The 22,733-nt window shown below is 64.0% G+C and carries 20 protein-coding genes and 1 tRNA gene; 12 read left to right on the top strand and 9 right to left on the bottom strand.

Annotated features, from left to right (window positions below; all coding sequences use genetic code 11):
* Positions 1-46: 46 nt before the first annotated feature.
* The 3 genes from SB764_RS17265 to SB764_RS17255 all read right to left on the bottom strand — a co-directional run bounded on the left by SB764_RS17265 (position 47) and on the right by SB764_RS17255 (position 4,235).
* A complete protein-coding gene (locus SB764_RS17265; RefSeq protein WP_410864149.1) occupies positions 47-1,261 on the bottom strand; it encodes a porin in 1,215 nt (404 codons plus the stop codon).
* Between the two features lie 177 nt (positions 1,262-1,438).
* Positions 1,439-2,896 (bottom strand): APC family permease, encoded by a 1,458-nt coding sequence (locus tag SB764_RS17260; protein WP_321866121.1) that lies wholly within the window; start codon positions 2,894-2,896, stop codon positions 1,439-1,441.
* Between the two features lie 334 nt (positions 2,897-3,230).
* A complete protein-coding gene (locus SB764_RS17255) occupies positions 3,231-4,235 on the bottom strand; it encodes an AraC family transcriptional regulator (RefSeq protein WP_065061141.1) in 1,005 nt (334 codons plus the stop codon).
* A gap of 227 nt (positions 4,236-4,462) precedes the next feature.
* Here SB764_RS17255 and SB764_RS17250 point away from each other — a divergent pair, with 227 nt between their 5' ends.
* The 6 genes from SB764_RS17250 to crcB all read left to right on the top strand — a co-directional run bounded on the left by SB764_RS17250 (position 4,463) and on the right by crcB (position 10,488).
* The gene (locus tag SB764_RS17250; protein WP_336753162.1) at positions 4,463-6,442 is read left to right on the top strand and encodes a primary-amine oxidase; all 1,980 of its coding nucleotides are present in this window, start codon (positions 4,463-4,465) and stop codon (positions 6,440-6,442) included.
* Positions 6,443-6,634: 192 nt separating this feature from the next.
* Positions 6,635-6,865, top strand: coding sequence for a hypothetical protein (locus SB764_RS17245; RefSeq protein WP_410864147.1), 231 nt, complete (start codon positions 6,635-6,637; stop codon positions 6,863-6,865).
* 43 nt (positions 6,866-6,908) lie between these two features.
* On the top strand, positions 6,909-7,484 hold the full coding sequence (locus tag SB764_RS17240) for a hypothetical protein (protein WP_410864146.1): 576 nt from the start codon (positions 6,909-6,911) through the stop codon (positions 7,482-7,484).
* A 26-nt stretch (positions 7,485-7,510) separates the two neighbouring features.
* Positions 7,511-8,989 (top strand): phenylacetaldehyde dehydrogenase StyD, encoded by a 1,479-nt coding sequence (gene styD, locus SB764_RS17235; protein ID WP_410864144.1) that lies wholly within the window; start codon positions 7,511-7,513, stop codon positions 8,987-8,989.
* A 181-nt stretch (positions 8,990-9,170) separates the two neighbouring features.
* Entirely contained in the window at positions 9,171-9,932 is a 762-nt protein-coding gene (locus SB764_RS17230) for an SDR family oxidoreductase (RefSeq protein WP_065061137.1), read from the top strand.
* A 175-nt stretch (positions 9,933-10,107) separates the two neighbouring features.
* Positions 10,108-10,488, top strand: coding sequence for a fluoride efflux transporter CrcB (gene crcB / locus SB764_RS17225; RefSeq protein WP_065061136.1), 381 nt, complete (start codon positions 10,108-10,110; stop codon positions 10,486-10,488).
* Positions 10,489-10,600: 112 nt separating this feature from the next.
* Here crcB and cfa read toward each other — a convergent pair whose 3' ends face one another.
* Complete coding sequence (gene cfa, locus SB764_RS17220; RefSeq protein WP_065061135.1) at positions 10,601-11,779, bottom strand: cyclopropane fatty acyl phospholipid synthase; 1,179 nt, start codon at positions 11,777-11,779, stop codon at positions 10,601-10,603.
* 255 nt (positions 11,780-12,034) lie between these two features.
* On the opposite strand from cfa, the gene SB764_RS17215 reads away from it, so the two are divergent.
* A complete protein-coding gene (locus SB764_RS17215; protein ID WP_065061134.1) occupies positions 12,035-12,451 on the top strand; it encodes an HIT family protein in 417 nt (138 codons plus the stop codon).
* Between the two features lie 70 nt (positions 12,452-12,521).
* Here SB764_RS17215 and SB764_RS17210 read toward each other — a convergent pair whose 3' ends face one another.
* Positions 12,522-13,193 (bottom strand): nitroreductase, encoded by a 672-nt coding sequence (locus tag SB764_RS17210; protein WP_065061133.1) that lies wholly within the window; start codon positions 13,191-13,193, stop codon positions 12,522-12,524.
* A gap of 90 nt (positions 13,194-13,283) precedes the next feature.
* Positions 13,284-13,559 carry a hypothetical protein gene (locus tag SB764_RS17205; RefSeq protein WP_321902935.1) on the bottom strand — a complete coding sequence of 92 codons (276 nt, stop codon included), beginning with the start codon at positions 13,557-13,559 and terminating at the stop codon, positions 13,284-13,286.
* 63 nt (positions 13,560-13,622) lie between these two features.
* Between SB764_RS17205 and SB764_RS17200 the strand changes: the two genes are divergently transcribed.
* Together SB764_RS17200 and SB764_RS17195 are read left to right on the top strand one after the other, a co-directional pair.
* A tRNA-Ser gene (locus SB764_RS17200) sits at positions 13,623-13,713 on the top strand.
* A 114-nt stretch (positions 13,714-13,827) separates the two neighbouring features.
* Positions 13,828-14,337: a hypothetical protein gene (locus SB764_RS17195; RefSeq protein ID WP_124260856.1), complete on the top strand. Its 510-nt coding sequence runs from the start codon at positions 13,828-13,830 to the stop codon at positions 14,335-14,337.
* A 40-nt stretch (positions 14,338-14,377) separates the two neighbouring features.
* Here the strand turns inward: SB764_RS17195 and SB764_RS17190 are convergent, their stop codons facing one another.
* From SB764_RS17190 to acs, 3 genes are all read right to left on the bottom strand, one after another.
* Positions 14,378-16,396 carry a sodium:solute symporter family protein gene (locus tag SB764_RS17190; protein ID WP_065061390.1) on the bottom strand — a complete coding sequence of 673 codons (2,019 nt, stop codon included), beginning with the start codon at positions 16,394-16,396 and terminating at the stop codon, positions 14,378-14,380.
* Entirely contained in the window at positions 16,393-16,758 is a 366-nt protein-coding gene (locus SB764_RS17185; RefSeq protein ID WP_065061389.1) for a DUF4212 domain-containing protein, read from the bottom strand. Before SB764_RS17185 ends, SB764_RS17190 begins: the two co-directional genes overlap by 4 nt.
* Before the next feature lie 100 nt (positions 16,759-16,858).
* Positions 16,859-18,841: an acetate--CoA ligase gene (acs, locus tag SB764_RS17180; RefSeq protein WP_410864140.1), complete on the bottom strand. Its 1,983-nt coding sequence runs from the start codon at positions 18,839-18,841 to the stop codon at positions 16,859-16,861.
* 426 nt (positions 18,842-19,267) lie between these two features.
* Between acs and SB764_RS17175 the strand changes: the two genes are divergently transcribed.
* The 3 genes from SB764_RS17175 (at position 19,268) to SB764_RS17165 (ending at position 22,643) form a co-directional block, all read left to right on the top strand.
* Complete coding sequence (locus SB764_RS17175) at positions 19,268-20,161, top strand: DMT family transporter (RefSeq protein WP_110328372.1); 894 nt, start codon at positions 19,268-19,270, stop codon at positions 20,159-20,161.
* A gap of 298 nt (positions 20,162-20,459) precedes the next feature.
* Positions 20,460-21,065, top strand: coding sequence for a TIGR00645 family protein (locus tag SB764_RS17170; protein ID WP_074986405.1), 606 nt, complete (start codon positions 20,460-20,462; stop codon positions 21,063-21,065).
* Between the two features lie 54 nt (positions 21,066-21,119).
* Positions 21,120-22,643 carry a fumarate hydratase gene (locus SB764_RS17165; RefSeq protein WP_065061385.1) on the top strand — a complete coding sequence of 508 codons (1,524 nt, stop codon included), beginning with the start codon at positions 21,120-21,122 and terminating at the stop codon, positions 22,641-22,643.
* Positions 22,644-22,733: the final 90 nt, after the last annotated feature.

The raw sequence follows: 22,733 nt of genomic DNA, 5'->3' as shown, positions 1-22,733 counted from the left end.
GCTTTTTTTGCGCGGTGCAACGCAGCGCGCCCGCGCGCGCCCTCGCTCAGAAGTTGTGGCGAATCCCGGCGATCACCGCGAGTTGCTTGTCGGTGTCCGAATTCACGAGGTTCGGAATCTGCGCGAGATTGCGCGATGCGCCAGTCGATGCGTCAATCCCGATGCCCGCCCCCGACGACTTCTGGCCGATCGCCACCGCATAGAGCGCGGTCCGCTTGGAGAGGTTGTAGACCGCGCCGAGATTAATCTGATGCACGCGCGTCGACGAACTGTCGCCCGGATGGGCGTCGTTGAAAATATACGCAAAGCCGAATTGCAGCGCAGGCGAGTATTGCCACATCGTATTCAACTCCGCGATATCGAATGAGATATTCGCGCCTTGCGGTTGCGCGGCGCTGGCGAAGTACTGACTTTGCGACAGCCGCGTGTGCGTATAGCTCAGCGCCACCGTCACCGGACCGACGACGTACGAACCGCCCGCGCCCCAGATATCGATCTTCTGCGCATTCTGCAATTCGCAATACGAGGCGTCGGCATTCGCGCAACTGAAGTCGCCGATATAGCCGCTCTCCCCGCCCAATGCCGCCTGCAAGGGATTATGCAATTGCAGATAGCCCACCGACAGCGACAGCGGACCGTGCGTGTAATTGGCCGCGAGCGACCAGCCGCGATTGCGCGAGAAGTCACCGGCGATGCCGCCGAGACTGAACAAGCCGCCCACGGTCAGGCCGCCGAAATTCGGGCTCAGATATTTGATCGAGTTATTGAAATTGAACGCTTCGTTGAGGTTATCGACGTCGCCGAAATGCGAACCGTAAAGCGTTGCCCAGTTATTGCTCGATGCATACGCACCCAGGTAATCGGAGAACGGATCGTACTGACGCCCCAGCGTGAGCGTGCCGTAGTTCGCGTTCGCGACGCCCACCCACGCATTGCGATTGAACAGCGTGCCGCTTTGCAGCATTGCGCCGTTCTGCGTAAGCAGGCTGTTTTCCAGCGTGAAATTCACCGTCGTGCCGCCGCCGATGTCTTCACTGCCCGTGAGCCCCCAGCGCGACGGCACGAGATTGCCGCCGCCCAGTTGCCAGTTCGAGTGGCCGTCGGTGCTGCCATCGGCGTGCGTGGTTTGCTGGTTCGTCGAATAGACGATGCCCGCATCCACGGTGCCGTACAGCGTGACGGAAGATTGCGCGTGTGCGCCGATCGCGAGGGTGCACGAAGCCAGCGCCAGCGCCGCGCGCTTGACGAAAAGATCTGCCATGTCGTTGTCTTTTTGAAGTGAGAGATCGCGCGGGCCGTCATGCGCCGGACGCGACCGGGCCACGGCGCGCGTCGTTCGCACGCGCCGCCCGCGTAGCTGCTGCCAGAGTTGACTGCTGGAGGTCGTGCTGAATGAAGCCTTCAGCGAGGCGCGGGGAACGCGCCCTCGCCCTGCCTGCTACTGCCCGAAGCGCGCGTAGATGTCGGGCCGCGCGCGCTTGAGCGCGAAGCCCAGCACGATGCCGAGCACGGCGACCGTGAGCACGATCCACGGAAACGCGCGCACGATGGCGCTATCGGAGCCCGAGAGCGCGTCCAGATTGCCGATCAGCACGAAGCCGATCCACAGCAGCCCGATGCCGCCCAGCACCGGCGCCGCGAGTGCGTGCCAGAAGCGCGTGTCCTTTTTCGTCGCGCGAAAATACGCGACCACCGCGAAACTCGTCACCGCCTGCAACATCACGATGCCGATCGTGCCCAACGCCGACGTGCAGCTAAAGACGATATTGAACGGGTCCGCGCCCACCATCACGAAGATGCCGATCGGCGCCAGCACCGAGAGCGTTTGCAGATAGCTCGCGAGATACGGCGAACCGTACTTCGGATGCAGGCGATCGAGTTTCGCGGGCAGCAGACCTTCGACCGACAGCGCGTGAATGTAGCGCACGATCGTGTTATGAAACGACAGCAGGCTCGCGAAAATACTGGAGAGCAGCAACAGGCTCATCGCGGTCGTCATCGTGCCGCCGAGATATTTCGCCGACTGCATGAACCAAAAATCGCCAGGCTGTTTCGTCGCGACATCGGCCACGTCTTTCAAGCCGTATGCGCACACGATGGCCCACGTAACGAACGCGAAGAACACCAGAATCAACGACACCGACACATAGGTCGCGCGCGGCACCGTGACTTTCGGATCGCGACACTCCTTGCCGTAGATGGCCGTCGCCTCGAAACCGATGAACGACGCGAGCGCGAACATCACCGCAATGCCCATATGACCGCTGAAAACGTGCTTCGGCGCGAACGGTTCGAGCGTGAGTCCATCGGGGCCGCCGTGATGCGTCACGATGGCGAGCGAGAGCACGAGCAGAATGCCCATTTCGAGGCACATCAGCACGCCGAGCAGGCGGCTGTTGAGATCGATGCCGCGCAATCCCGTGATCTGCACGATGGCAAGACAAGCGAGCGAATACGCGTACCACGGCAGCGCGCTATGCAGCATCGGGCCGAGTACCACCGTGCAGAAAAATCCAAACAGGCCGTAGAGCGCGATCTGGATGCAGGTGTACGACAGCAGCGCGACGAGCGCGCCCGCCATGCCGAGCGGTCGCCCGAAACCCGCCGTGATGTAGGCGTAAAACGCACCGGCGCGCACGATGTGGCGGCTCATCGAGGCGAAGCCCACGCTGAACACGAGCAGCACCACGCCCGCGATCACGAACGCGCCCGGAATGCCCGCGCCGTTGCCGAGGCTGATGGCGGGCGGCACCGCGCCCAGCATGCCGGTCAGCGGCGCGGCCGCCGAAATCACGAGAAACACGATCTGCCACAGGCCGAGGCGGCTGCGCTGCGGCGCCGAGGCGTCTGCGGCGTCATCGCCGACGAGGCCGGCGGTTGAAAACGGTTCGTTCATCGTTGCCTCTGCTGGTGTCTGGACTGTCATTCGCCATTCGACACGATGGGAACCGCGTGCCCTGGCGCTCGGGGAATCGAATCTCGCGGACGGCATTCGCGATGCCATTTCGTGAATCGATTGGAGCGCATGGTAGGCAGCTAAAAAATCCGGCGACCTGGCTTTCCGCGCCAAATTTTCGATAAAGTGCGCCAACACCCCTGCGGGTTTTTACTTAACGAGGCAAAAATTCCGAATTTGATTCGGATGACGAATCAATGAACGGAGCGGTCGAACGCCGCTCGCGCCGGTATAGCTTTCTATTTGTAAGCGCGCGGCGATTCGCGGACGGTCGCTATTTTTCCGGCCGCGCCCAGTTGCGCGTGGCGCGCCAGAGCACGGTGGCGTCGGCATAACCAACGGCGCGCGCGACCGCTGCGTTCGTCATGCCTTCCTGATCGCGCAGCACGGCCACGCTGCGTTGGCGCTCGTCGCGAATGATCTCGCGCACGGAGGTGCCCGCCTCCGCGAGATGGCGCTGCAAGGAGCGGTTCGAAAGTCCGAGGTCGCGTGCGATATCGGCCACCACGAGTTTCTCGCGCGCGAGCCGTCGCGTGACGAGATCGCGAACCTGATCGACGAGATTATGGGGCACGGTATCGCGCGAAATGAGGTCGGTGGCGTGACGCTCCATCAGGCGCGCAAGCTGGGTGTCGGCGCTTTTGAGCGGCGCGTCGAGATCGTGCGGATGCAGGACCACACCGCTCGCAGGCTGCTGAAAACGCACCGGCACGCGGAAAATCCGCATATAGGGTTTGATATCGGCGGGCGCGGCGTGCTCGAAATGGATCTCGACCGGCGTCCATTGCGCGCCGCGCACGAGGCGAATCATGTGGCACATCGCGCTCACGCTGTATTCGGCATCCTGACGACGCGGCCAGATGTTCGCATGCGCGATGCGATAGCTCCACATCGGCCATTCATTGTCGCTCACGAGGTCGACGAGCGTGGCGCTTTGCCATGAGGCCAACGCATCGGTGAATCTACGGATTGCGGAGCCGAGCGTCGGCGACGACATGAACACGAGCCCGGCCGGACCGAGTTCCGTGAGCTGCAATTCGTTGCCCAGACGCAGCCCGAGCCACGGCTCGTCGAGCACCTGCGCGGCGCGTTCGAACACCTCGACATAACGCCCCAGCGGCAGGATTTCATAAGGGTCCGACAACTGTCGGCGGCTCAAGCCGAACTCGTCGAGCAGCGCGTCGCAATTGGCGCCCGCGGCGTCGAGCGCGCGCACGATGGGACCCATCACGGCGCCGCGAATCATCGGATAACCGCTGTTCACCGGCACTCTTTTCATGTCTCGCTCCGTTCGCCTGACAGCTTCGTTCGCTCTGCGTATGGCGCACTCTATCGCCCCTTTGGCGCGTTCTGCAAGCGCGAAAAAAATACGGCGTTTCTACGATGGATGCACGACATCGCTCACGGCATCGCCACTCGAATCACCCTGCATTCAGCACTTCATACAGGGTTTCTTGCGTTGCAGGCGGCGCTGTTCCGGCTCAACGACATCCTTACGAAATGCTTATGAACACGACCTCGAATTCGCATCCGCTCGACCCGCTGAGCCTCGCCGAAATGCAGCTCGCCTGTGACATCGTGAAAGCCGCCGAACAGCTCGACGAATTTGGCCGCTTTCCCGTGACCGAATTGCGCGATCCGCCCAAAGCGGAAGTGCTGGCCTGGCAGCAAGGCGATTATTTTTCGCGCCGCGCGTTTGTGATCGCCATCGATCGCACACGCGCGCGGACGATCGAATTCGTCGTCGATCTGCGTGAGAAGAAAGTGGAATCGCGCACGCCGCTCGCACTGCAAAGCGCGCCGTTCGGTCAGCCGCCCGTGATGATCGAAGACTTCATCAATGCCGAGCGCATCGTTAAGGAAGATCCGGCGTGGCGCGCAGCCGTGCTCAAGCGCGGCCTCACCGAAGACGATCTCGAACGCGTGCAGGTGGACCCGTTTTCGGCAGGCGCGTTCGATCGCCCCAACGAAGGCGGCCGTCGCCTCGTGCGCTGCGTGAGTTACTACCGCGAGCACGTGAGCGACAACGGCTATGCGCATCCGATCGAAGGCGTGGTCGCGGTAGTCGATCTGCTCGAACAGAAAGTCATCGAACTCGTCGACGACGGCCGCATCATTCCAATTCCGCGCGCAAAGCATAACTACGACACGCCGAGTCTCGGCGAGCCGCGCGACACGGTCAAACCGCTGTCGATCAGCCAGCCCGAAGGTCCGAGTTTCACCATCGACGGCTGGCAGGTGAAATGGCAAAACTGGAGCTTCCGCGTGGGCTTCACGCCGCGCGAAGGTCTCGTGCTGAATCAGATCACATGGGACGACGGCAAGCATGCGCCGCGCCCCATCATCTATCGCGCGAGCGTGACGGAGATGTGCGTGCCCTACTCCGATCCCACCACGAATCACTACTGGAAAAGCGCGTTCGACGCAGGCGAATACGGACTCGGCAAACTCGCGAATCAGCTCGAACTCGGTTGCGATTGTCTGGGCACGATCCGCTATTTCGACATTCCGTCCGCCGACGATTTCGGCAATAGCTTCACGATGAAAAACGCTGTCTGTCTGCACGAAGAAGATTACGGCACGCTCTGGAAGCATTATGAATTCCGCACCGGCGTATTCGAAATGCGCCGCTCGCGCCGCCTGGTGATTTCGTTCTTCGCAACGGTCGGCAATTACGATTACGGTTTTTACTGGTACTTCTATCAGGACGGCACGATTCAGCTCGAATGCAAACTCACGGGCATTATCCAGACCTCGGCAGTTGCCGACGGCGGCTCGTATCCGTGGGGCGGCATGGTCACCGAAAATCTCGGCGGCCCGACGCATCAGCACTTCTTCAACGCGCGCCTGCACATGATGGTCGACGGCGAAAAGAACGCCGTGACCGAGCATGAATTCGTGCCGCGTCCGATGGGCGAAGGCAATCCGTACGGCAATGTATTCGACACCACGAAGCGCGTGCTGAAAACCGAGCAGGAAGCGGCGCGCAATGCGAACGGTCAGACCGGCCGCTTCTGGAAAGTCGTGAATCCGAACGTGAAAAACCGTGTGGGTGCGAATCCTGGCTACAAACTGATCGTCAACGACTCGCCGCTAATGCTCGCCGATCCGAACTCGAAGGTACGCCAGCGCGGCGGCTTCGCGACGCGTCACGTATGGGTCACGCCGTACGACACCACGCAACGCTATGCGAGCGGCGACTATCCGAATCAGCATGCGGGCGGCGACGGTCTGCCGCGTTATATCGAGGCGAATCGCAACGTCGAAAACGAGGACATCGTGCTGTGGCACAGCTTCGGTCATACGCACGTTTGCAAGCCCGAGGATTTCCCGGTGATGCCGGTGGAATACGCGGGATTCATGCTCAAGCCGAATAACTTCTTCGACGGCAATCCGGCGATGGATCTGCCAGGCGGACGCGATCCGCATAGCGTGCAGGACGGCGCGCCGGACAGCGCCCCCACCTGCTGCGGCAGCAAGAAGTAAGCGGACCATGCAGCCACGCGCGCGCCGCCTCCCGGGCATGAACGTTCGCGACACGTTCGCCGCTGCGCGCGCGTGGTGCGCCGTGACGGGCGGCGCGGCCGCGTTGGCGGCGGGCGTGATGGCGACGGCGATGCGCGCGGGCACGCAAACCGGCGCGCTCGCCGCCAGCGGGCTTGCGCTTGCGGCGATGGCGTGCTTGCCCGCTATGCTGGCGCGGCGATTCGCAACGCGGCCCATTACGTCCATTACGTCCATTACGCCCATTACGTCCATTACGCCCATCGCCACCGCGCTCGCGACAACGATGCTCGCGATAAGCGCGGCTTCGGCGCAGGCGAATTCCATATCGATCGGTCAAGCGGCGATATTGATTTTGTTTGGCGTTTCACTGCTTACTCCGATGGTGAATTTCTCTCAATTTAAAAATTTACCAAGGATTCCCAATCATAAAATTAGACGCAGCGAGGTGAATAGCGCGTTGCGCAGCAACGCAGCCATGCTGGCCGCCGCGTTGCTTGCCGGTTTGTCGAGCGGCGTGCTCGCCCGCTTTCAATTCTTTTCGATCTGCGGGTCCGGACCGTTCTCGTTTTCGCACGCGGCTATGTCGCTCTGCCTCGTCGCGTTGCTCGGTTTGATCGCGGATCGCGCCGATCATCGGCACACGCTGCTCGCACTCTTTGTCGTGCGCGGCGCATTACTCGCCGCGCTCACGCTCGCGGCGTTTTCCGCCTGGACCGTTTTCGCCGCGCCCGCCTTCGCGCTGCTCGATGCGCTCACGCTGCCCGCGCTCATCCGCGCGTCACGCATGCAGCGCGCCGCGCACGCGGGTTGTCCGGGCGTGGTTCATCACGGCGGCATGCTCGCGGGCGCGGCGCTCGCCACGACGTCCTGGGGCTTCGGCCAGGGCTTCTACGCGCTTTACTTGCTCGGCGGCGCGCTCAATCTCGCCTGTGCGTATGCACTCGCCCATCGCCGCGTCGCCGGGACGCAATACGTCGCGTCGTCCGCGCTCGCCACGCGCGGCGCAATCGAACTTCGCTGAACCCATCATCGAATCAAGGAGACAAGATGGACCGCCAGGATTTCACACACACGATCCGCACGCAGATGTTCGTTGACGGACGCTTTGTCGAGAGCGGCAACGGCCGCCATTTCGCCGTGTTCAATCCGGCCACCGGCCATGAAATCGCGCAGGTGCCCGACGCCGGCGACGCCGACATCGACGCAGCCGTGAGCGCCGCGCGCCGCGCCTTCGAAGCCGATACGTGGCGACGCCTGCCGCCCGCCGCGCGCGAGCGTCTGCTGCTCAAGCTCGCCGATCTCGTCGAGCAGAACGGCGACGAACTCGCCGCGCTCGAAACGCTCAATCAAGGCAAATTGCTGGGCTTTTCGAAAATGCTGGAAGTGGGCGGCAGCGTGCAATGGCTGCGTTACATGGCGGGCTGGGCGACCAAGATCGAAGGCAGCACGGTCGATCTCTCGCTCGCGTTTCCGCTGGGCGTGCGCTACAACGCCTCCACGCGTCGCGTGCCCGCGGGCGTGGTCGCCGCCATCGTGCCGTGGAATTTTCCGCTGCTGATGGCCGTGTGGAAGATCGCGCCCGCGCTCGCGTGCGGCTGCACCGTCGTGCTCAAACCCGCGGAGGAAACGCCGCTCACCGCGATCCGTCTCGCCGAACTCGCGCACGAAGCGGGCTTTCCGCCGGGCGTGTTCAACGTCGTCACCGGCCAGGGCGAGACGGCGGGCGCAGCACTCGTGCGCCATCCGCACGTCGACAAGGTCACGTTCACCGGCTCGACCGAAGTGGGCCGCATCATCGGCAAGCAATGCGCGAGCGATCTGAAGCGCGTTTCGCTCGAACTCGGCGGCAAGAGCCCCGTGATCGTGCTCGACGACTGCGATACGCAGCGCGCGATCGAAGGCGCGGCGGGCGCGATCTTCTTCAATCACGGCCAGGTCTGCACGGCGGGCTCGCGGCTCTACGTGCCGCGCGCGCGCTTCGACGAGATCGTCGGCGGCATTGCGGACGTCGCGCGCAACACGGTGCTCGGCTCCGGCTTCGAGGCGGCCACGCAGATGGGGCCGATGGTTTCGGCGCGTCATCGCGACAAGGTGGCGGCCATGATCGCGCAGGGCCGCGCGGAAGGCGGCGAGATTCTCGCAGGCGGCGGCGACGCTCAGCGCGCGGGCTTTTTCGTCGAACCGACCGTGATCGCGAACGCCGGCAATCGTGCGCTGACCGTCGTGCGCGAAGAGGTCTTCGGCCCGGTGCTCGTGGCGATGCCCTACGACGACGTGGAAGAAGCGATCGACGCCGCCAACGCCTCGGAATACGGGTTGGGCGCGAGCGTGTGGACCAATCAGCTCGATCGCGCGATGCGCGTGGTCGATGCCGTGCAGGCGGGCACCGTTTGGGTGAATACGCACAACATGGTCGATCCCGCGCTGCCGTTCGGCGGGTTCAAGTCGTCGGGGATCGGACGCGAACATGGCCGCGCGATCATCGATGCGTACACCGAGACGAAATCGGTCTGCATCGCGTATTGAGCGTCTTCGCAGGCGCACGTGACGATATGAAATACGTTCGCTAACCTGCGTCCGCCCTCGATCGATTGTTAATCGAAATGGAATGATGAAACCCGCCGCCGCGCAATGACCGGCGGCGCGAATTCCCGCATGATCGACTCCATTCCCGCTGCGGCGGACATCCATCGAAAGGAGATCGAGCATGAGCAACGCAACCACGACCTCAAACAGCGGCACGCGCGGCGTGGCGATCGTGACCGGCGCGTCGCGCGGCATCGGCGCCGCCGTGGCCGAGCGGCTGGCGCGCGACGGCCACGCGGTCGTCGTCAACTATGCGTCGAGCGCGCGCGAGGCCGAAGCGCTGGTCGCCACCATCACGGCGGCGGGCGGTCGCGCCATCGCCGTGAAAGCCAATATCGCGAAGGCCGACGAAGTGCGCGCGCTGTTCGACACGACCATCGCGCAACTCGGCCAACCCACGGTGCTCGTCAACAATGCGGGCGTGATGAAGGTGGTCACGCTCGCCGATTCGACCGACGCGCTCTACGACGAGATGTTCGACATCAACGTGCGCGGCACGCTGAACACGATGCGCGAAGCCGCCACGAAACTCGCGAACGGCGGGCGCATCATCAACTTTTCGACGACGGCGCTCGCGCTGAATCTGCCGGGATACGGCATTTACAACGCCACCAAGAATGCGGTCGAAGCGCTCACGCGCGTGTTCGCGAAGGAATTGCGCGGGCGCGGCATCACGGTCAACGCCGTCGCGCCGGGACCGGTTGCCACCGCCCTCTTCCTTGAAGGCAAGACCGAGGAGCAGATCCGCCATTTCGCGAGCCTGCCGCCGCTCGAACGCCTCGGCCAGCCGGAGGACATCGCCTCGGTCGTGTCGTTCCTCGCCGGGCCGGACAGCGGTTGGGTCGACGGCCAGACGCTGCGCGCCAACGGCGGACTCGCGTGATGGTGTAAGCGCAGCATCGCATCAAGTCGCACATCGCGCCGCGCAGCGCAGCGCCTGCTGCCCTGCGGCGCGATGCTACACTTTCGGGGTCCAGGCCGGAGCGCGCCGGCAGCCGGCACAGACCGTTCGCCGCCAGCCGTGTGCGCCTTTCATTGCGCTCACCACGACCCCTGACATGTATCTGTCCATACTCGCCGTCGGTATTGGCGGCGCGCTCGGTTCGCTGCTGCGCTGGGTGCTCGGCCTGCGGCTGAACGCGCTGTTTCCTTCGTTGCCGCTCGGCACGCTGGCGTCCAATGTGATCGCCGGTTACGTCATTGGCGTGGCGGTCGCCGCGTTCATGCGTTTGCCCGAGGTCTCGCCGCAATGGCGTCTGTTCGTCATCACCGGCTGCATGGGCGGCCTCTCGACCTTTTCGACCTTCTCCGCCGAAGTGGTTTCGCATCTGCAAAACGGCCGCTTTGGCTGGGCGGCGGGCGAGATCGTCATTCACGTCTGCGCTTCCGTGCTGATGACGATACTCGGCATCGCAACGGTCGCGGCCGTCATGCGCTAAACGCGCGAGCAATAAAAAACCGCGTCGCGCATTCCATGAACGCGCACGCGGTTATGACTTATCAGGCGACGGCATTAAAAAAGGCCTTGTTTCAAGGCCTTTTTTCATTCGATTATTCCGCCGACGGCATTTCAGGCCGCACGTAACCGCCCACCCGACCATTTTTCGACAGCACGAATTGCCAGAGCTGAATATCGCGCGCACGGAACGCGCCCGCGCACGACAGCAGGTAGTAACGCCACATGCGATAGAAACGCTGGCCCATTTCGGCTTCGAAACGCGGCCACGCGGCTTCGAAATTCGCGTGCCATGCCATTAGCGTGCGGTCGTAATCGGCGCCGAAATTATGCAGATCTTCGGTGACGAACAAACCGCCCGATGCATCGGCGACCTGGCCGATGGTCGGCAATTCGCCGTTCGGGAAAATGTATTTGTCGATCCACGGATCGGGCGTGGTGTCGCGCCGGTTCTTGCCGATCGTGTGCAGCAGGAAGAGGCCTTCGCTGTCGAGACAACGATGCGCGACTTCCATATACGTGCGGTAGTTTTTCGGCCCGACGTGCTCGAACATGCCCACGCTGGCGATGCGATCGAACTTCTCGTCGAGCAGACGATAGTCCTGCAGGCGAAACTCGACCGGCAGCCCTTCGCAGCGCGCGGCGCCCAGCGCGGCCTGCTCCTTCGAAATGGTCACGCCCACGCATGCAACGCCGTAGTGCTCGGCGGCGAACTTCATGAGACTGCCCCAGCCGCAGCCGATGTCGAGCAGACGCATGCCCGGCTGCAAGCCAAGCTTGCGGCAAATCATGTCGAGCTTCGCTTCCTGCGCTTCTTCGAGCGTTTTCGCGCCGCCCGACCAGTAACCGCAGGTGTAGGTCATGCGCTTGTCGAGCATGGCCTCGTAAAACGCATTGCCGATATCGTAGTGCTGCTGACCGACCTTCCATGCGCGACGCACGGTCTGGCGGTTCATGAGGCGCGCCCGGAGCGCGTGGAAGACGAGGCGCGCGGGATCGATCTGATCATCCAGATGCGCCCGCAACACATGTGCGAAGAACTCGTCGAGTTGTTCGCAATCCCACTGGCCATCCATATAGGCTTCGCCGAGGCCCAGATTGCCGAACGCCAGCACCCGCTCGGGCACCTGGTTGTCGTGGATGCGCATGTCCCAGGGGCGCGTGCCGTTCATCTTGACGTCGGCGCGCGCGAGGAGTTGGGATGCAAATCGCCAGGCCCCCGAACCGGTGGCCTCGCGGGCGGGTTGGGCTGCTTCGAGATCGGTCGTTGCCATACGTGCTCCGTCAAGACCGGCACTGGCGCCCTGCGCCTCGCTCCGGCCACATGCAAGAGGTTGCTATCAAGACTTCGTCGTCGCGCTCGCTGCGAGAACCTCTATGATGCACCCGCTTCAAAAAAAGTGCAGGGACACCGACACACCGCTTTCGTCACCCGGCCAGGCGATAATCGACCGCTGCGGCTGCGACAGCCGCCTGAAAGCCTCCAGCAATCACGCAGGAAAACCCAGGCAATAACCCGAGGACAACCCATGGCATACGACACCAACAACATCTTCGCGAAGCTGCTGCGCGGCGAAATTCCTTCCATCAAGCTGGCCGAAAACGACGCCGCCGTCGCGATCATGGACGTGATGCCGCAGTCGGAAGGCCACGTGCTGGTGTTGCCGAAGGAAGGCGCGGAAGAGATTTACGAACTGTCGCCCGAAGCGCTGAGCGCGGCGATGGCGATGGTGCACACGCTGGCCGCGGCGCTGCGCAAGGCACTCACGCCCGACGGCCTGATGATCGCGCAGTTCAACGGCGCGGCTGCCGGCCAGACCGTGCCGCATGTGCATTTCCATCTGATTCCGCGCCGCAACGGCGAGGAACTGCGCATGCACGCGCGCGACATGGCCGACAAGGCAGAACTGGAAGCCGTCGCCGCGCGCATTCGCGCGGCGCTGTAAAGCAATGCGTCACGATGTGACGCAACCAGCTTTCAAATAGCTTAAAACGCGGTTCGCGGCGGCGAGATCGTCAGATGCCGTCGAATTGCGCAAACGCTTCGAGTGGCACGCGCGCCGAACGCCACTGATTGATCGGCGCCGCGACATCCTCATAGCCGATCGCCATGCCGCTGAACAGCATGCGCTCGTCCGGCAGCACCAGAAATTCGCCGACCGTCTGTGCATAGCGCGCCCAGCATTCTTGCGGGCAGCTATGCAAGCCGGCTTCGCGCAACAGCAGCATGACCGTTTGCAGGAACATGCCGAGATCGGACCATTGCGGCGGTCCCATCTGCCGGTCGACGCTGCAAAAGAGCGCGAGCGGCGCGTCGAAGAACGCGAAATTGCGCGCGAACTGGCGCAGCCTGCCCGGCCGGTCGTCGCGCGCAATGCCGATGCTGCGATACAGATCTTCGCCGACCTGATAGCGCCGGTCGCGATACGGCGGCGTGAGTTCGCGCGGATACACATCGTATTCGCCGCGCTCGCCCTCGGGCGCCTCGGCGATGCGCGCGGCCATGATCGACTTGAACGTCGCGAGCCGCTCGCCGCCCACCACGTGGATGTGCCACGGTTGCAGATTGCCGCCCGACGGCGCGCGCGACGCGGTGGCGAGCACCGTGCGCATCAGTTGGGGATCGACGGGATCGGGCAAGAACTGACGCACCGACTTGCGACTGTTGACGGCTTCACTGACCTTCACGCGCGGACTCCTCAAAGAATCGACGATGCATTATCGACGAAGCGCTGGGTGTCTGCAGAGCGCCTCTTCCGCGCGCGTGTGGGCTCAGCTTTAGAACTTGTGACGGATGCCGACGACGGCGAGCGTCAGCGACGTGTAGTTGCAGCCGACGCCCGCGTGCACGATCTGAATCATGATGCGGGCTCCGCCGTTTTGGTGCTTCGTTTTGCGGTGGCTGGCTGAGGTGGAGCGTGCAATCGGAGCAAAAAACGATACGGAATGAAGGCAGGGCGCGGAACGATGCAATTCTTCGATGCTTTGTAGTGGGCGGCGGCCGGAAGGCGGCGATTGTTTAAGGGGTTTGGCGAGGGTTTGGCAAAGGCCCAATTTCGACGCTCCAGCAACGCCCTCCCCCCGGCGCCCAGACTCTGCTATAATTCGCGTCCCGCCGGAGAGATGGATGAGCGGTTTAAGTCGCACGCCTGGAAAGCGTGTATAGGTTAATAGCCTATCGGGGGTTCGAATCCCCCTCTCTCCGCCAGGACAGATTCTCAAAACCCCGTAAGTTCAAGGACTTGCGGGGTTTTTGTTTTTCGGGGCCTTGAATCTATCCACGGCGGATCCACGCACGAGAATGAAAAAGCGGGAACCCTCGATGACCCACCACACCAGCGTGCGCCTCACACCCGTCAAGCCCGGCGACGTCCTGCTACTGCGCCCACGCAGCCTGACTTGCGGCAGCGTCGCGAATCTTGCCATTCAATCCGTCGCGCGATTCGCCCGACCGCGATTCACGCATGTCGCCGTCGTGCTGAGTGGCGGGCTCATCGCGGACGCAATGCCCAGGAAAGGGGTGACATTTCGCCAATGGGCAGACGTTCGCGACGCCTACAGTCTTGAACGCTCGATCGTCGCCCGACATCCGGCGCTCGCTGGCAATCCCGATGCGGTGGAAACCTTGCTCGCGCAAGCGACCTACGATTACAAGGTGCGCTACCGGCTGCATTCGCTCTTTGGACCGCGGCGGCTGGTCTCCGAGCGCTTCGGGTTAGTGTGCTCGCAGTTCGTCGGTCTGCTGCTGCATGAAGCGGAGGTGGCGGGCAAGCGACGCGCGCTTGAAACGCTTTGCGGCGACCTGCATCCCATGCAAGCCGGCACGACCTGAAGCTGAAACGCTGCGTCACCCTTTCGGCGCGCACTCATTATTAAGGATGCCGAATATAGTCCACCAACGCGACCATATACTCATCCGGTTTCCGATCGAAAAGACTCACAACGATCGCCACCAGAAACCCCGCCGGCACCCCAAACACACCAGAAGAAATCGCATCGATACCAAACCAACGCGCCCCTTCGAACCCGGTAAGTTGCGTGAAAAACGGATACGTCGACACGATGTAATACACGCACACGACAAGCCCCGCGATCATCCCCGCCACGGCGCCGAGGCGCGTCGTGCGCTTCCAGAACACGCCGAGCACGAGCACCGGAAACAGACTCGACGCCGCCAGCGAAAACGCCGCGCCCACGAGAAACAGAATATTCCCCGCATTCAACGAAGCGACCCACGAAGCAAACAACGCCACGCCCAGCAGCAGAATCTTCGACATCGTCACGCGTCGTTGACTCGACGCATTCGGATCGACCATGTGGTAATACACATCGTGCGAGAGCACGTTGGAAATCGTGAGCAGCAAACCATCCGCGGTCGACAGCGCCGCCGCGAGCGCGCCCGACGCTATCAGCCCCGACATCACATACGGCAGCCCCGCGATCTCCGGCGCCGCGAGCACGACCATATCGGCCTGCATTCGAATGTCGCCCCAATGCACGATGCCGTCGCCGTTCACGTCGCTCACGCTGATCATCGACGGCTCCACGCGCCGCCACTGCATCACCCAATGCGGCAGATCCGAAAAATGTTGCCCCACGAGATGCGAAAGAATCTCGTACTTCATCAGCACCGCCAGCACCGGCACGGTCAGATAAAACAGCGCGACGAAGAACAGCGTCCAGCCCACCGAGCGCCGCGCCGACGCCACCGAAGTCGTCGTGTTATAGCGCGTGAGAATGTGCGGCAAGCTCGCGGTCCCCAGCGAAAGACACAGCAGCAGCGAAAGAAAATTGCGCTGATGCACGCGCCGCGCCTCGTCGCTTTCCGCGGGAAACGCTTCGTGCATCGGCACGGGCGGCGTCGCGAGTGCAAGCAGGTCGTCGCGCTCGCGCGTCCACGCCGCGCGCGCCGCCTCGACGTCGCGCGGGAAACGGGCGACTTCGCGTTCGAGCGAATCGATGTCGCGCAGCGGGCCGTTATGGCGGCGCAGATCGACCAGCGCCGCGACGAGACGCGTTTTCTCCTCGACGTACGAACCCGGCAGCGCATCGAGCCGCGACTGCCACAGCGCTGCGCGCCGCTCGTATTCGTCGCGCACGTTGGCCTCGGCGCTCGACGCGCGCACATCGCGTTCGAGCGCTTCCACGCGCTGCATCACGTTGCCGTAGTCGAGCTGCGGCACCCAGCCGAGTCCGTCGCGATGCGCGATCAGCGAGACGGGAATCAGGATCGCCGCGATCAGGATGATGTATTGCGCGACCTGCGTCCAGGTAACCGCGCGCATGCCGCCGAGAAACGAGCACACGAGGATGCCCGCGAGGCCGCAGAAGATGCCGATAGCGAAGTCCACGCCGATGAAGCGCACCGCGATCAGGCCCACGCCCTGGATCTGCGCGACGAGATAGACGAACGAGCACAGGATCGTCGCGAGCACGGCGAGTGCGCGCACCAGGTTGCTCGAAAAACGCGTGCCGAGGAAATCGGCGATGGTGTAGCGCGCGAGCTTGCGCACGTACGGCGCGAGCAGGAAGGCGACGAGGCAGTAGCCGCCGGTCCAGCCCATCAGGTACGCGAGGCCGTCGTAGCCGGTCGCGTAGAGCGAGCCCGCGAGGCCGATGAACGACGCCGCCGAGAGCCAGTCGGCCGCCGTCGCCATGCCGTTGAAGACCGAGGGCACGCGCCGTCCCGCGACGTAGTATTCGACCAGATCCGAGGTGCGCGACAGCAGCCCGATCACGGCGTAGACGGCGATCGGCACGAACAGGAACACGTAGCCGATCCACATGCCCGGCCCCGTCGCGCGCTCGATGCGCCCCATCACGAAGACGAATGCGAGAAAGCCGAGCGTATAGAGCGCGTAGGAGCGGATGAGCCGATGCGCGAGCTTCATCGTTGCGGCGCCTGGCTGGCCTGACGGATCGCCATGTCGGCTTCGCGCGCGGCTTGAAGCACGCGGTCGGCGCGCTGCATCAGCACGATATACACGACCACGAGCGCCACGTAGATCAATATCGCCCCTTGCGCGCCGAGGTAGAACGGCAGGCTGAAGCCGGCGAAGCGCAGGCCGTCGAGCGCGTGCGCGAACAGCGGCGCGACGAACGAGACCGCGAAGCCGATCGTCATGAGCACGGCGATCAGCGCGAGATTGAAGCGCCAGTAGCGCCGATGCGCGTGCGCCATCGCCTCGCTCACCGCGGGCGGTTCAGGCAAGGGATTGACGGGGTTCGGAGGGGTGGTGTGTGGCGCGGCCATGCGCCTGTGTAGCAAAAAGGCGCATGACCGGCAATTGGGGGCAACCTCGGGAGGCGCGCGGCGGCCCTGTGACGCAGGCCGCCGCGCGCTCCGGCCGGGATTACAACGACTCGCCGAGCTGGTCGAGAATCGCGGGATTCTCCAGCGTGGACACGTCCTGCGTGATCGCCTCGCCCTTCGCGAGCGAGCGCAGCAGGCGGCGCATGATCTTGCCCGAGCGCGTCTTCGGCAGGTTTTCGCCGAAGCGGATGTCCTTGGGCTTGGCGATCGGCCCGATCTCCTTGCCCACCCACGCGCGCAGCTCGTTCGCGAGCTTCACGGCGGCGTCGCCTTGCGGACGGTCGGCCTTGAGCACCACGAACGCCACCACGGCTTCGCCGGTCGTGTCGTCCGGGCGGCCCACCACGGCGGCTTCGGCCACGAGCGGATTCGCCACCAGCGCCGACTCGATTTCCATCGTGCCCAGACGGTGGCCCGAGACGTTCAGCACGTCGTCGATGCGGCCCATGATCGTGAAGTAGCCGGTTTCCTTGTCGCGCACGCTGCCGTCGCCGGCGAGGTACAGGCGGCCGCCCAGTTCCTCGGGGAAATAGCCCGACTTGTAGCGCTCGGGCTGGCCCCAGACGTTGCGGATCATCGACGGCCACGGGCGCTTGACGACCAGAATGCCGCCCTGCCCGTTCGGCACGTCCTGGCCGGTTTCGTCGACGATCGCGGCCATGATGCCCGGCAGCGGCAGCGTGCACGAACCCGGCACGAGCGGCGTGGCGCCCGGCAGCGGCGTGATCATGTGGCCGCCGGTTTCGGTCTGCCACCAGGTGTCGACGATCGGGCAGCGCTTGCCGCCCACGTTCTCGTAGTACCACATCCACGCTTCCGGATTGATCGGCTCGCCGACCGTGCCGAGGATGCGCAGCGACGACAGGTCATAGCTCTTCGGATGCACCTTGGCGTCGGCTTCCGCGGCCTTGATCAGCGAGCGGATGGCCGTGGGCGCCGTGTAGAACACGCTGACCTTATGGCGCGCGATCATGTCCCAGAAGCGGCCCGCGTTCGGGTAGGTGGGCACGCCTTCGAACACGACCTGGGTCGCGCCGATCGTGAGCGGGCCGTAGGCGATATAGCTGTGGCCCGTGATCCAGCCGATGTCGGCGGTACACCAGAACACGTCGCTCGGCTTCCAGTCGAAGGTCCACTTCATCGACTGCGCGGCCCACAGCAGATAGCCGCCGGTGCTGTGCTGCACGCCCTTGGGCTTGCCCGTCGAGCCCGACGTATAGAGGATGAAAAGCGGGTGTTCCGCGCCGACGGGTTCCGGCGCGCAGACGTCGCTCTCGGCCGCGGAGACTTCGTGCATCCAGAGGTCGCGGCCTTCGTGCCACGCGACCTTGCCGCCCGTGCGCTGGTAGACGATCACGGTCTGCACCGCTTCGCAGCCGCCCATCGCGATGGCTTCGTCGGCGATATTCTTCAGCGGCAGCGCCTTGCCGCCGCGCATCTGCTCGTCGGCGGTGATGAGCGCGACCGCGCCCACGTCGACCATGCGTTCGTTGAGCGACTTCGACGAGAAGCCGCCGAACACCACCGAGTGCGTCGCACCGATGCGCGCGCAGGCCTGCATGGCCACCACGCCTTCGACCGACATCGGCATGTAGATGACCACGCGGTCGCCCTTCTTCACGCCGCGCTTTTTGAGCGCGTTCGCGAAGCGCGAGACGCGCGAGAGCAGATCTTGATACGTGATGTTGGTGACGGTGCCGTCGTCGGCTTCGAAGACGATGGCGACGCGCTCGCCGTTGCCCGCTTCCACGTGACGGTCGAGACTGTTGTACGAGGCGTTGAGCTCGCCGTCCTCGAACCAGGTGTAGAACGGCGCCTTCGACTCGTCGAGCACCTTCGTGAAGGGCTTTTGCCAGGTCAGCGTTTCGCGCGCGAGGCGCGCCCAGAAACCCTCGTAATCGCGGTCGGCCTCGGCGCACAGCGCCTTGTAGGCTTCCATGCCGGACACCGTAGCGTCCGCCACCGTTTGCGCGGTCGGCGCAAACACACGATGTTCCTGAAGAACCGATTCAATCGCAGACATCGACAACCCCTTGGTGAAGATGAAACGTCAAACTCGTGGACGCGCGCGGCATCGTGGATGCCCGCGCGCGCCGTCTCCGTGTGCCGCCGCGCTGCCGCCCGGATTTGCGCGGGCGCGCGACGGCGCGTTGTTTACTTTGCCGCTCGATGGTGCGAAGCACATGCGCCTGGCGCCTGGCGGTCTGCACGGGTCCGCGCGCAAGACCCATGCGGCAAAACCCGTGCGGCAAGACCCGTGCGGCAAGACCCATGCGCTCAAAGGTTAAGCGCGACAACTTACCCGCTACTTACGTGCGCTCGCGTGCGGCGCAGGGGTTTGCCCCAAGGCGGCACGCCCCGCGGCGCTCGAGCGCCTTCGCCGGTCACCCTGGCGAGGCATTAAGCGGGCATTTAGAATGCTAACTGATCTCAGCGCCCGGATTCCAGCTTGAACCGCTATTCATTTTTCCTCGTCGCCGCCATGCTGCTGGTGGGCAGCAACGTCGGCATCGGCAAGTCGATCGTCGCATTTTTGCCGGTCCCGCTGTTCGCGCTGCTGCGCTTCGTGATCGCGCTCGCGGTGCTCTGGCCCCTGCTGCGTCTCTCGCGCATGCGCCGCGTGAAGCGCGACGAATGGATCAATCTGTTCCTTCAGGCCCTCTTCGGTACATTCGGGTTTACGCTGCTGATGCTCGGCGGCGTGCATCGCACCAGCGCGGTGGCCGCGGGCGTCATCACGAGCACGATCCCGGCCGTGGTCGCGCTGTTCGCCTGGCTGTTCCTGCGCGAGCGTCCCGACGCGCGCGCCTTCGCGTCCATCGCGCTCGCGATCGCGGGCATCGCCGTGGTCAATCTCGCGCACACGGACGCCGGCTCGCACAATCCCGGCTCGCTCGCGGGCAATCTGATGGTGCTCGGCGCGGTGTGCTGCGAATCGCTCTACGTGATCCTCTCGCGCCGTCTCACGCAAACGCTCGCGCCGCTCGAAATCTGCGCGTACACGCATCTGTTCGGCTTTCTGCTGATGCTGCCCGTGGGGCTGGCCGGCGCGTTCTCGTTCGACTACGCGAGCGTGCCCGCCAGTGTCTGGGGCCTCGTGGTCTGGTACGGGCTGTCGGCGAGCGTGTTCTCGTTCGTGCTCTGGATGATGGGCATCCGTCACGTGCCGGGCAGCATCGCGGGCGTGTTCACGGCGGTGCTGCCGGTGGCCGCCGCGGTCTACGGCATGGTCTTCCTCGGCGAGCGGCCGACGCCCGCGCACGGCGTCGCGCTCGCCTGCGTGGTCGCGGGCATCGCGCTCGCGAGCGTCAAGACGAAACGGCTGCCGCCCGTGGCGTCGTGAAGGCGCGTGAAGTCTCGTGCGGGCCGCGCCCGGCGGGCTTCAGCGCGCTGCGGCCCTGTTCTGACGTAAGAATTCTGAAAGTTTGTCTGCCCGCATCCCGGCGATGCGCGCCGCCGACGCGTTACAATAGCGCCCGCCCGGCCCCTGCGGCATTGCGGCGCAGCGCGCAAACGTGAAAAACGTGCCAGCGCGCGCGGCGCACGCCGTCGCGGCCCTGCCCGAATCGTCAGAATCACCCGCCGCGGCCTGCTGCGGGTGATTCGTCCGGTTCCCACGATCATCGCGACCCACAACGCACATGTCCGCCGCTCGTCCCCAGCCGCCGTCCCGCCGCCGCATGCGTTTGCTGCCCAGCATCATCTTCATGAGCCGCTGGCTGCAGGTGCCGCTGTACCTCGGCCTGATCGTCGGGCAGACGGTCTATTGCGTACTGTTCATCAAGGAAGTCTGGCATCTCGTCACGCACGCGATGTCGCTCGACGAAACCAGCATCATGCTGGCCGTGCTGGGCCTGATCGACGTGGTGATGATCTCGAATCTGCTCATCATGGTGATTGTCGGCGGCTACGAGACCTTCGTCTCGCGCATGGGCCTCGAAGGCCACCCCGACGAACCCGAATGGCTCGATCATGTGAACGCCGGCGTGCTCAAGGTGAAGCTCGCGATGGCGCTCATCAGCATTTCGTCGATTCATCTGCTGAAAACCTTCATCAATCCCGACGCCGTTTCCGAGCGCACCGTGATCTGGCAGGTGGCGATCCACATCGCCTTCCTGCTCTCGGCGCTCGTGATGGCGTGGATCGACCGCATCACGACGCACACGCATCCCGAGCATTACCACGACCTCGCCGCGCGCCATCCGGTGCCGGAGCGTGTCGTGCGCGACACGGCGACGCCGGAGTAATACCGGCGCGCCAGGCCACAATTCGAAACACCCCTGTCCCCACAGAAGCTAGCCATGACCGTCATCAAGCAGGAAGACCTGATCCAGAGCATCGCGGATTCGCTCCAGTACATCAGCTACTACCATCCGCAGGATTACATCGAAGCGCTCGGCCGCGCCTACGAGCTCGAAGAGAGCCCGGCAGCGAAGGACGCGATCGCGCAGATCCTCACCAACAGCCGCATGTGCGCCGAAGGCCGCCGTCCGATCTGCCAGGACACCGGCATCGTCACGATCTTCGTGAAGGTCGGCATGGACGTGCGCTGGGATGGCGCGACGATGGGCGTCACCGACATGATCAACGAAGGCGTGCGCCGCGGTTACCTGAACCCGGACAACGTCCTGCGCGCATCGATCGTGTCGCCGCCCGAAGGCGGCCGCAAGAACACGAAGGACAACACGCCGGCCGTGATCCACTACGAGATCGTGCCGGGCGACAAGGTCGACGTGCAGGTCGCGGCCAAGGGCGGCGGCTCGGAAAACAAGTCGAAGTTCGTCATGCTCAACCCGTCCGACTCGATCGTCGACTGGGTGCTCAAGACCGTGCCGACGATGGGCGCGGGCTGGTGCCCGCCGGGCATGCTCGGCATCGGCATCGGCGGCACCGCTGAAAAGGCGATGCTGATGGCGAAGGAATCGCTGATGGAGTCCATCGACATTCAGGACATCATCAAGCGCGGACCGAAGGACTGGATCGAAGAACTGCGCGTCGAACTGCACGAGAAGGTCAACGCGCTCGGCATCGGCGCGCAGGGTCTGGGCGGTCTCGCCACCGTGCTCGACGTGAAGATTCACGCCGCACCGACGCACGCGGCCTCGAAGCCGGTCGCGATGATCCCGAACTGCGCGGCCACGCGCCACGCGCACTTCGTGCTCGACGGCTCGGGTCCGGCAAAGCTGGAAGCGCCCTCGCTCGACGCCTGGCCGAAGGTCAACTGGGAGCCGAACACGGAAACCAGCAAGCGCGTCGACCTGAACACGCTTACGCCGGAAGAAGTCGCGTCGTGGAAGCCGGGCCAGACGCTGCTGCTGTCGGGCAAGATGCTCACGGGCCGCGACGCGGCGCACAAGCGCATCGCCGACATGCTCGCCAAGGGCGAAAAGCTGCCGGTCGATTTCAAGAACCGCGTGATCTACTACGTCGGCCCGGTCGATCCGGTGCGCGACGAAGTCGTCGGCCCGGCAGGTCCCACGACGGCCACGCGCATGGACAAGTTCACCGAACTGATGCTCTCGCAGACGGGCCTCATCTCGATGGTGGGCAAGGCCGAGCGCGGTCCGGTCGCGATCGAGGCGATCCAGAAGCACAAGGCCGCGTACCTGATGGCCGTGGGCGGCGCCGCCTACCTCGTGTCGAAGGCGATCCGCGGCTCGAAGGTCGTTGCGTTCGAGGACCTCGGCATGGAAGCTATTTATGAATTCGACGTGCTCGACATGCCGGTGACGGTCGCCGTCGATTCGTCGGGTACCTCGGTGCATAAGACCGGCCCGGCGGAATGGCAGGCGAAGATCGGGAAAATCCCCGTCGCGACCGCATGATGTGTATGATTCGGTTTCACACCGAAAACTGAAAACCGGGGCTTACGCCCCGGTTTTTGTTTTGGACGACGCAAAACGTAACGAGATTAA

It is taken from the genome of Paraburkholderia sp. SIMBA_027 (genome assembly GCF_046535315.1).
GTDB lineage: Bacteria > Pseudomonadota > Gammaproteobacteria > Burkholderiales > Burkholderiaceae > Paraburkholderia > Paraburkholderia tropica.
This window is presented reverse-complemented; position numbering and strand designations above follow the sequence as displayed.

Coding starts and splice junctions, on each gene's coding strand:
- cfa (WP_065061135.1), bottom strand. CDS start 11,779: ATGGCAACGACCGATCTCGAAGCAGCCCAACCCGCCCGCGAGGCCACC.
- SB764_RS17230 (WP_065061137.1), top strand. CDS start 9,171: ATGAGCAACGCAACCACGACCTCAAACAGCGGCACGCGCGGCGTGGCG.
- SB764_RS17170 (WP_074986405.1), top strand. CDS start 20,460: ATGTCCGCCGCTCGTCCCCAGCCGCCGTCCCGCCGCCGCATGCGTTTG.
- acs (WP_410864140.1), bottom strand. CDS start 18,841: ATGTCTGCGATTGAATCGGTTCTTCAGGAACATCGTGTGTTTGCGCCG.
- SB764_RS17250 (WP_336753162.1), top strand. CDS start 4,463: ATGAACACGACCTCGAATTCGCATCCGCTCGACCCGCTGAGCCTCGCC.
- SB764_RS17185 (WP_065061389.1), bottom strand. CDS start 16,758: ATGGCCGCGCCACACACCACCCCTCCGAACCCCGTCAATCCCTTGCCT.
- SB764_RS17265 (WP_410864149.1), bottom strand. CDS start 1,261: ATGGCAGATCTTTTCGTCAAGCGCGCGGCGCTGGCGCTGGCTTCGTGC.
- styD (WP_410864144.1), top strand. CDS start 7,511: ATGGACCGCCAGGATTTCACACACACGATCCGCACGCAGATGTTCGTT.
- SB764_RS17255 (WP_065061141.1), bottom strand. CDS start 4,235: ATGAAAAGAGTGCCGGTGAACAGCGGTTATCCGATGATTCGCGGCGCC.
- SB764_RS17260 (WP_321866121.1), bottom strand. CDS start 2,896: ATGAACGAACCGTTTTCAACCGCCGGCCTCGTCGGCGATGACGCCGCA.
- SB764_RS17195 (WP_124260856.1), top strand. CDS start 13,828: ATGACCCACCACACCAGCGTGCGCCTCACACCCGTCAAGCCCGGCGAC.
- SB764_RS17215 (WP_065061134.1), top strand. CDS start 12,035: ATGGCATACGACACCAACAACATCTTCGCGAAGCTGCTGCGCGGCGAA.
- crcB (WP_065061136.1), top strand. CDS start 10,108: ATGTATCTGTCCATACTCGCCGTCGGTATTGGCGGCGCGCTCGGTTCG.
- SB764_RS17165 (WP_065061385.1), top strand. CDS start 21,120: ATGACCGTCATCAAGCAGGAAGACCTGATCCAGAGCATCGCGGATTCG.
- SB764_RS17190 (WP_065061390.1), bottom strand. CDS start 16,396: ATGAAGCTCGCGCATCGGCTCATCCGCTCCTACGCGCTCTATACGCTC.